Source organism: Coprobacillus sp. (assembly GCF_984815275.1).
Genome location: NZ_CFJNYH010000038.1, coordinates 18,272 through 28,563 on the forward strand (window position 1 = coordinate 18,272; position 10,292 = coordinate 28,563).

At 29.5% G+C, this 10,292-nt stretch carries 7 protein-coding genes; 2 read left to right on the top strand and 5 right to left on the bottom strand.

The annotated features are described in order from the left end of the window. Positions 1-145: 145 nt before the first annotated feature. The 4 genes from proS to AC5M21_RS12700 all read right to left on the bottom strand — a co-directional run bounded on the left by proS (position 146) and on the right by AC5M21_RS12700 (position 6,673). The gene (proS, locus tag AC5M21_RS12685) at positions 146-1,585 is read right to left on the bottom strand and encodes a proline--tRNA ligase (RefSeq protein ID WP_008788567.1); all 1,440 of its coding nucleotides are present in this window, start codon (positions 1,583-1,585) and stop codon (positions 146-148) included. A 466-nt stretch (positions 1,586-2,051) separates the two neighbouring features. Then, positions 2,052-5,126, bottom strand: coding sequence for an AAA family ATPase (locus AC5M21_RS12690; protein ID WP_117599053.1), 3,075 nt, complete (start codon positions 5,124-5,126; stop codon positions 2,052-2,054). Then, a complete protein-coding gene (locus AC5M21_RS12695) occupies positions 5,113-6,240 on the bottom strand; it encodes an exonuclease SbcCD subunit D (RefSeq protein ID WP_117599054.1) in 1,128 nt (375 codons plus the stop codon). The genes AC5M21_RS12690 and AC5M21_RS12695 overlap by 14 nt, the downstream gene beginning before the upstream one ends. Before the next feature lie 31 nt (positions 6,241-6,271). Continuing rightward, a complete protein-coding gene (locus tag AC5M21_RS12700) occupies positions 6,272-6,673 on the bottom strand; it encodes a GNAT family N-acetyltransferase (RefSeq protein WP_117599055.1) in 402 nt (133 codons plus the stop codon). Positions 6,674-6,918: 245 nt separating this feature from the next. Here AC5M21_RS12700 and AC5M21_RS12705 point away from each other — a divergent pair, with 245 nt between their 5' ends. After that, positions 6,919-8,247 carry a hemolysin family protein gene (locus tag AC5M21_RS12705; protein ID WP_302280737.1) on the top strand — a complete coding sequence of 443 codons (1,329 nt, stop codon included), beginning with the start codon at positions 6,919-6,921 and terminating at the stop codon, positions 8,245-8,247. A gap of 12 nt (positions 8,248-8,259) precedes the next feature. Here the strand turns inward: AC5M21_RS12705 and AC5M21_RS12710 are convergent, their stop codons facing one another. Then, a complete protein-coding gene (locus AC5M21_RS12710) occupies positions 8,260-8,697 on the bottom strand; it encodes a hypothetical protein (RefSeq protein ID WP_302280738.1) in 438 nt (145 codons plus the stop codon). Positions 8,698-8,878: 181 nt separating this feature from the next. Here AC5M21_RS12710 and AC5M21_RS12715 point away from each other — a divergent pair, with 181 nt between their 5' ends. Beyond that, positions 8,879-9,589 (top strand): LytR/AlgR family response regulator transcription factor, encoded by a 711-nt coding sequence (locus AC5M21_RS12715; RefSeq protein ID WP_346965646.1) that lies wholly within the window; start codon positions 8,879-8,881, stop codon positions 9,587-9,589. The last annotated feature ends 703 nt before the right edge of the window (positions 9,590-10,292 follow it).

Consider the following 10,292-nt stretch of genomic DNA (forward strand, 5'->3'; position numbering starts at 1 on the left):
CCAATTGATAGCTAGAAAAACATGACAGCAAATTTAGAAAAGACTCTCTCAAAGACAATAAGCAATTAGACAAAAAACAAGCAGAACAATACAATGCTTTATACACCACTTATTGGAAAATAAAAAAAGGAACAATTTCTTGTTCCTAGTAAGCTCTTGCAAAATAAACAATATGCTTAGCCTTTTTACCACATATAGGACATACGCCATCAACTTGTGCTTCTGTGTCAATACAACGAGATGTAGCAGCCGTTTCTTCTTTGATTCTGACTTCACATTCTTCATCTCCACACCAAGGTAATTTAATATAACCACCCTTAGTATTTAAAATATCCTTGAATTCTTCAAATGTTTTTGCATTTGTAATATGGTCATTTCTAAATGCTAAAGCCTTTTGATACATTTCTTCATGTATATCATCAAGTAATTGTAATAGTGTTTGAGATAAGTTCTCATCTAATGATAAAGTGATTTTTTCACCATTAACACGTTTAGCAACAACACATTGACCATTTTCTAAATCTCTTGGACCAACTTCTAAACGTAATGGAATCCCACGCATTTCTGCTTCTGAAAATTTCCAGCCAGGTGATTTATCAGTTGCATCTACTTTGACTCTTATTCCATGTGCTTTGAGTTGTTGTTCTAATTCATAAGCTTTATCTAAAACACCATCTTTTTGTTGTTGGATAGGAATGATCATCACTTGCGTTGGGGCGACTCTTGGCGGTAATACCAATCCATTATCATCACCATGAACCATAATAATTGCTCCTAAAAGTCTTGTTGAAACTCCCCAAGATGTTTGATGAACATATTTCTGTTTGTTATCTTTATCTAAGAATTGAATACCAAAAGCTTTTGCAAAACCATCTCCAAAATAATGAGAAGTTCCTGATTGTAAAGCTTTACCATCATGCATCAAAGCTTCAATTGTATAAGTCTCTTCAGCACCAGCAAATTTTTCTCTTTCAGTCTTTTTTCCAGTTACCATAGGAATAGCTAAAAGATTTCTTGATGTTTCCTCATAGATATCAAGCATTTGCATCGTTTCAGCTCTTGCCTCTTCTTCTGTTGCATGAATTGTATGGCCTTCCTGCCATAAGAATTCAGAACCTCTTAAGAAAGGTCTTGTTGTTTTTTCCCAACGGACAACACTACACCATTGATTATATAATTTAGGAAGATCACGATATGAATTCACGATCTTTGCATAATGTTCACAAAACAATGTCTCAGAAGTTGGACGAATTATTAAATTTTCTTCAAGATTATCTAATCCACCTCTTGTAACAACTGCACATTCTGGTGCAAAACCTTCTACATGATCTGCTTCTTTTTGTAGTAATGATTCAGGGATTAACATCGGCATATAGACATTCTCATGTCCAGTTTCTTTAAATTTTTTATCCATGTATGCTTGAATCATTTCCCATAAAGCATATCCATACGGTCTATAGATTATGAATCCTTTCACACTTGAATAGTCCATCAGCTCGGCTTTACGACATACATCAGTATACCACTTTGCAAAGTCAACATCTCTTGATGTGATTGCATCATTTTTCACTTTGTTATTTGCCATTTTTATACCCCTTTTTCTTTCAATATTTACTTTTCTATTATACAAGATTTTATATAAATTGCAATCTTGATATCACATATTCTATTGAGTTGTCATTATTTTCACTAAACCATATTATTCATTCTCATTAAAGTCCCGTTTTATTTTTAAAATCAACCTTTTTTCTCATAAACTTCCTAACTTTATATGGAACAATAAACTTCTCTTGAGAGTGCACTGAGAGAAAAATGTATCCAATTGAGTAACAGGTTAAGACACAGAAGAATTTTATGTTCCTATTATGACAAAGCATATCCTTAATATCAACAAACAAATAACCATGTGCCATAAGCAAGATGAATAACCAGATATTAAAAAATCAGGAAACCAAGTCCTGATTTTTCTTTGAGGAACTCACCTAAGTGAAGCCTTTGTTTTACATTTACGCACTAGCGCTCATTTCAAATTTAACCTTTAACAACAATTCTTAATCTTTTTCAATATGTAAAGTACTTCCCATCTTCCCCTTTTCAACAACGATTTGAGTGTGAATCCTTTCTTTCAGCTCATCAACATGTGAAATAATCCCAATCACTTTATTGTCATTTTTCAAATCTAACAACACAGATAATGCCTGATCAATTGATTCGCTATCTAACGTTCCAAATCCTTCATCAATGAAAAGTGTATTTAACTCTATGCCACCAGCATAACTTTGAATCATTGCTGACAATCCTAAAGCAAGAGATAAAGCCGCCTTAAAAGATTCACCACCTGATAAAGATTGAATATCTCTCATCATACCAGTCTCATAATCTAGAACGCTTAAATCTAAACCCTGCTGCTTTGCACCTTTTGTATCTTGTTTACGATACAGAGCGAAACGTCCCTGACTCATTTTTAAAAGTTCTACATTGGCATACTCTAAAATATGTTCAAAATAAGAAGATAAGACATATCTTTCAAAAGACATACGTTGCCCATTTTTTCCAGATGTGATATCTGCTAAATCTTGATACATCGTATACTTTTCAAAAACATTCTTATTTTTTTGATAATCTTTTTGTAGATGATTGATTAATGTTTCATTTTGTTCATAAGTATGAAGATAGACATTGTACTCTTTTAAAGATTGTTCTCGTTGTTGTTCACACTCTTTAAGTTTATCCTCTTCCTGACTTAAATCAACCAATTTACAATTTCTTGTCGTTTCTTCTAATGTTTTTAAACGATTGGAAAGCGTTCTTTTTTGAATTATATATTCTTGATATTCATTCTCTTTTTCATTCAAAGTTGATAACATGTTTTCATAATTTTTTAATTGCTCGCTTGTTTCAAAATATTGAGATACAAACTGATCGTATTGAATCTGTATTTGTTGTAAAGACAATAACACTTCATCTTTATGTTTGCATAGAATATCTTTTTGATGTTTAGTGATTTCAAGTTTTTGTTGACATTGATGATAATCATTATCTATTGTTTGAATCTTCATATCTAGACTCTTTAAATTTTTAGTCTGTCTAGCTAATTCTTCATCTAATTCATTGGTTAATAAGAATTGATGTGAACTTTCTAATTCAGATATTTTGATTTGACAAACAGCTAATGATTTTTCTAATCCATGAATATCTGCTAATTCCTTTTCAAGATTCTGTGCTTGTTTTAAAAAGACAAGTTGGTCTTGTTCAAGAGACTTTTTAACTTTCCTTAAATATTCAACTTCATGATGTCTTTTCTGATATGTTTTCTCCTGTTGTTTTGTGACTTGCATAATATCTGATAATAAACGGATAAATACTTCTTTTGATAATTCATCATCAATACCTAATTGCTTTTTTAAAACATTAATTCTTGTTTTAATATCTTGAATATGTTCATTTTGAGAAAGTGTTTCTTGGTAAGCTTCCTCTTTTATAACTCTTCTTTTTTCTAATTCCTGATTTAATTCTTCTAATTCATTAGATGACAAGACACTTTGAGAGAGAGAGGCTAAATGAGGATGATGACATGAACCACATACAGGACAAGGTTCATCATCTTTAAGAGTAGAAGCAAGGATACCCGCTTGCTGGCGTTTAAAGTTTTCATCTTCGTAACGATACTTTTCAAAAGTCTTTTGATATATATTATCAGCCTTTTGATATTTATCAGACAATTCAAAATGTTTATCCTGACTTTGTGTAAACTGATCAAATAACTCACTTAATTCATGAATAGAGATCCGTTTTTGATTGATGTCTTTAACCATTTGTTCATTTTGCTGGAGTTCTAATTGAAGTGATGGTAACTGATTAACATTTTCTTGGTCTCTTTCCATTCTTTTTGACATTTTTTGATGTTTTTGTAAATGTTTCTGATATTCACTCTGTAATGAAAGATTCTTTAATTGCAGAGACTGCTGTTGTTTAAGCATATCTTTATATTCTTTTTGTTTTTCTATAGATTGTTTCATTTTATCTATTTGAATTAGTGATATATCTTTTTGAGATTTTAGTTCATCTAATCCTTTATACGCTTTTTCCAGTTTCTTAAATTCTAGAGAGAAATCTTTTTCTTTTTGTTGAAGAATGAGAAGTTCTTTTTGATTATTTTCAAAATCTTCATTAACTTTTTGATATTGATATAAAAAAGACTGATGCTGTTCAATAATCTTCATCTTCTCAATATCTTTTTGATAAATATTCATATCTTCTTGTCTTGTCATTAAGGTTTGATATTGTTCCTTAATCATATGATATTCCTGAATATCCTGATTCTGTTTTTCCTTTCGATAATATGTTTGCGATAATTGATCATATTGCTTTTGTAATGCTTCATACTGTGATTTTGCAATTTGAAGTTGATTATGAAGCAATTTATTTTGTTCAATAGCATGTTCAATATAACTTGGATGAAAACCAGCAGTATGATTTTCCATAAACTCTTTAGAGAAATTTAAAAGCTGGAAACGTGATAATAATTGCTGACTAGATAGAAGATACTTTTCTTTATATATTCTCGTTTCTTCTTTTAAAAGATTCTCAAAAACAACCAATGATTCACTATGAAAAATATGTCTTAATACTTTTTCTCGCTCTTCACTACTTGCATATATCAGTTTTGTAAACTCTCCTTGGGCAATCATAACAATTTGCTTGAATTGATGAACATCAACACCTAATAATTGATTTATCTTCTGGTTAACTTCTTTAACACCTTCAATCATTTCATTGTTATAACTTAAATATGCATTTGCCATTTTAGCACTCTTATAGCCGGGACGTGTATAAGTTGGAGAGCGTTTCACTTTATAAATCTTTCCATGAAGTTCAAAGACCATTTCTACATATGTTTCATCCTTAGCATCAGCAAAATCACTTCTAAAATAAGACTGATTGCGATGACTTCCACTTGCAACCCCATATAAAGCAAATGTCATAGCATCAAAAATAGTTGTCTTACCAGCCCCTGTAGGACCACTAATGAGATAAAGACCATTTTCAATCATATCTTCAAAATCTATTGTTGTTTGAGATTTATAAGTCATAAAAGCATTCATTGTTAAACTAATAATTCTCATGATCTTCACCTACCTTTTCAAGTAATTCTAAGACAATCTTTTGTTGTTGTGATGATAATTCACTATTTTTCATATCTTGATAAAATTGAGTAAACAAAGCTGGTGTATCCATCTGTTCAATAGATTGAATCTTCTTGATTTGTTGATGGGTCTGCTGATTAATTAAATATGAATAAGTAATTTGTAAAAGTCGTGGATACAATACTCTTAATTGATCAATAGCATGGGGTATAAGTGTTTGATCCTCTAATTCAAATGCTAAGAAATCATCTTTTTTATAAATATAATGAGGATCCATAAACTGTTCAAATGTTGCTTTATATTTTTCTAATGTCACTGACGGATGTAATGCATATGTAGTGACTGACATATCATCAGTATCTACAATCACAATTGATTTTTTTTGTTGAACTTCATCAAAAGAATATCGCATTAAAGATCCGCTGTATCGCACAGTTTCCCTTGATACTTTCTGAGGTGCATGTAAATGACCTAAGGCGACATAGTCAAAGTCTTGAAATAAAGATACATCAACAATTTCACTACCACCAACACTTAAAGGAATTTCAGATTCACTCGTTACACTTGAATGCCCAACAAACTGATGAGTCATCATTATATTTTTATAATTTTTGTCAATATGCTGATGCGACATATATAGGCTTAATGCGTCTTGATAATTATTTAACTCTTCTACTTGATACATACCTTTAATCTGTGAAGGTTTTACAAATGGTAAGAGATAAAACCTAACATCATCAATTTCCACATACTGCATTTCTTCTTTTAAATACGTTTCAATATGTAATCCTTGAGCTGATAAAATAGAACTCGCAAAATGCATACGATCATTACTATCATGATTTCCACTAATTATAAAAACTTCTATATTATATTTCAAAAGTGCACAACTCAAAAAATCATCAAGGAGATTAACTGCCTCCTGACTTGGAATAAAACGATCATAAACATCACCAGCAATGAGCAATATATGAATATCTTCCTGATTCATAAACTCTAAAAGTTCAAATAAGAGTTCTCTTTGAATATCTAACAAAGAATACTGATGAATAACTTTACCTAAATGTAAATCACCTATATGAACAAACTTCATAACTAACCTCCTTAAAAAGAACTTCATGTTTTCATGAAGTTATATTCCACCTGTATATCATTTTCTCACATTCATCACTAGCAAACAACTTTTTTAAATGCTGAGGAATGATTTTTGTCTCTAAATATTCACACCCTAATTCCTCAATAGTCTTTATAGAAGCAATATTTGTTGGATCACATGTGATTAACAAATGATCCTTATCAATAACTTCCTTTAACAATAAACATGCTTGAACTGCATAATGATGTCCTCTGTATTCTTCATCTATATGATAGCCAATATGTCCATCATAATAACATTCCTGATCACTACCTTCACGCAAAATGATTCTTCCTACTTCTTTATCTTCAATGATGATACTATAAATAGAATAAGGCAGAAAACCTGCTGGTAAATTGACTTTCACATATTCAATAAGTTCTAATTTCATATTACACCAACCTTTCTTCTATTGTAGCACATTCATATCTAAAATTCACAATATGTTGACAGTTTTGTAGAATGTGTTAAAATAGGAAACATAAAAGGGAGTAGTTAGCATCATTTGATGTTATATAGTCGTCACCACGCTGTAAAGCCGGTTTATATATGAAATAACGAGACTTTTATTACACGGAGTGATACTGGTCTTTTTTTGTATCACAATATAGGTCCAATACAAAGGAGAGTGATTATATGGACTCTATCCCCTCGCAATTGTTATTACAAGCAATTTTAATTTTAGTCAATGCATTCTTTGCTGCAACAGAAATCGCAGTCTTATCATTAAATGCAACACAATTAGAAAAGAAAGCTGAAAAAGGTGAAAAAACTGCGAAACGTCTTTTAAAATTAACTCAGGAACCATCTGGATTCTTATCAACAATTCAAATTGGTATTACATTGGCTGGTTTCTTAGGAAGTGCCTTTGCAGCTGATAACTTTTCTGGTTATTTAGTTGATTGGATATATAATGACATAGGATTTACTGCACTATCATTAACAACGTTAGATACATTAGCAGTTATTGTCATCACACTTATACTTTCTTATTTTACATTAATATTTGGTGAGTTAGTTCCAAAGCGAATTGCGATGCAAAAACCATATGAAGTTTCTAAATTATCATGTGGAGTTGTCTTGGCTGTTGCAAAAGTTGTCAAACCAGTTGTTAAATTCTTATCAATGTCTACAAATGCTATATTAAGAATATTACATTTAAAAACAGAAGCTGAAGAAGATACAATTACTGAAGAAGAAATACTAATGATGATTGAACTTGGAGAAAAACGTGGTGTTTTAGATGAAGATGAAAGTGAATGGTTACAAAACATCTTTGACTTTGATGATACTTGTATCCGTGAGATTATGACACATTCTGTTGATGTCGTCTCTATTGCTTTGGATGCAAGTGATGATGAGATTATTAACATTATTAAAAAAACGGGTATTTCAAGATATCCAGTTTATGATCATGATGATGAAAATATTATTGGAATTCTTCATGTTAGAGATTACTTACTGAATTTACAAACTAAAGAAAAGAGTTTTAAAGATATCTTAACCCCTGCTTATTTCATACCTGATTCTATGACTGCTGATGACTTATTTGAAGATATGCAAACAAAGAATATCCATTTTGCTATTGCAATTGATGAGTTTGGTGAAATGAGTGGTATTATTACATTAGAAGATCTTGTAGAAGAAATTGTTGGTAACATCTATGATGAACATGATGCTTATGAACAACCTTCCATCCAAGCAATTAATGATCATCAATGGAAAGTGAGTGGAAATGTTAATATTGAAGACTTATCTAAAGAATTAGATACTGAAATTCCTGTTGATGAAGATTATGATACGATTGGTGGTTATATCTATAGTCATTTAAGATCTATTCCAAAAGATGGAACAACAAAGACTATCAAAGCAGACAATTTAACATTTCAAATTACCAAAATACAAAACAGACGTATTAAAGAAGTTATTATTACAAAACATAGTGAAAACAAGTCCCAAGGATAGGGACTTGCTTTTTTATTTAGGTTTTAAATTGTCAGCACTAAATTTCATAGTTACATCACATTTATTACTTGGTTCCACTGAGCTAGACTGAACTACTGTAAAATATATGCTTCCTTTCGTACATCCTAATTCTGAAGCCACACTAGGAGTATTCATTTTTAATCCAATAATTTCAGATTTACAATCTTCTGCACTATTAATCAAACCACCATAATTACCTAAAGCAGCTTCACCAAATGTTTTCATAACTGTTGCAAATTGCTCAGTTGTTGCTTTCTTGCTTCCATAATAAGTATCAGTATGTGCTCTTCCATAAGCTGGTATATCTTTATGAGTTACTGTTTGATATTTAGTTCCAGATACATATACATATGCTGATACACTTGTAATGGCTCCTGCTAAAAGTAAACTACTCATACTTAAAATAGCTATTTTTTTCTTTAATTTCATCTTCATTCCTCCTTTCCGATGACAAATTTAACAAAAAAATGCTGAAATCTGTAGGAAATGTACATAATTACATGAGTTCGTGTACATTTTACACACACAATTACCAAAAATTGGTATACAATAGGTATACAGCGCAATTTTTGTGTTGTACGAAATAGAACGTCAAGGGGAGGAATTATTTATGAGGATTGCAGTTTGTGATGATGAAAAATATTTCGTTGATAATATTATAGAAAGGATTCAGGCATATGGTGTAGAAGATGTTTTACCCAATAAATTTGATGGATATACTGATCCATGTCAATTATTAAATCATTTCAAAATGTTCGATTATGATCTTGTGTATTTAGATATTAAAATGAATGATAAATGTGGTGTAGATGTTGCAAAAGAAATAAAGAGAATTAAATCTAATTGTATTGTTATATTTGTAAGTTCTTATGATGAATATATACATGAATCTTATCGAGTTGAAGCATTTCAATTCTTAAAGAAACCTGTTGAAGAAGAACTTTTTAATTTAGAGTTAAAAAGGGCTATTACAAAATATAAGAGATTAAATAAAAGTTTTGTATTCACAACAACTATTGGAAACAAACTTGTTAAAGCTAATAATATTATTTTCTTAGAAACAAGTTATGGAAATTATAAACTCTATACAACAAAGGAAACATATTTTGGTACATGTAAAAGTATAGCGGATACAAAACAAGAACTATTAGATTCACATTTCTATCAATTGAATAGAAGTATAATTATTAATTTCAAACATGTTTATACTTTTACAAACGAAGATATAACTATGTCTAATAAAGAGATTTTACATATTACTAAAAAGAAACGTAAAGATTTTAAAGAAAAGTATTTTGATTATATAGATAATGAGGAATAGAATATGAATTACATAATCAATATATTCCTAAATATTATTATTACTTTTACAGACTTATTTCTAGTAGAATATTATCTCAAAAACACATTAATATGCAAAAAGGAGTCAAATTTTTATATATACTATTTTATTGAATTCAGCTGTTTATTCGTTCTTAATTGTTTTATAGTAAACAATAAATTAGTTAGTTTTTTAATTTTATTATTATCATTATTTATTTCAATTCATAAATATAAATATACACTAACAGACCTTGTTAAATTTCTTATCATATTTCTATCTTTAAAAATAATTATTGATGTAGTCATTACTTTGTTTTTTGAGTGGATGTTTGATGCTACACTATATGTATATAAAACAAATAAATATTTCGCATATAATCTATTTATCAAATTAATTAAGAGATATATAATGTTTATATTCATTCTCTATTTTACCAAATACTCTTATAAACAACCAATTAAGAAATATAAATATTTTAAAATAGTTAGCCTTTTCTTATCAGTTTATTTTAGTTTAATTGTTATAATATATAATGATAAGGTATTTTATTTTGATAATATAGGTAGAACATTTATTTTTGTAATTATCATCTATAATTTTGCACTTATAGCCTTTAATAAATATCAAACAGTTCATGAAATATTAGAAAGACAACTATATTAAAGTCAAGTAGTAAATTGTGAAAAAGTATGAAATATAA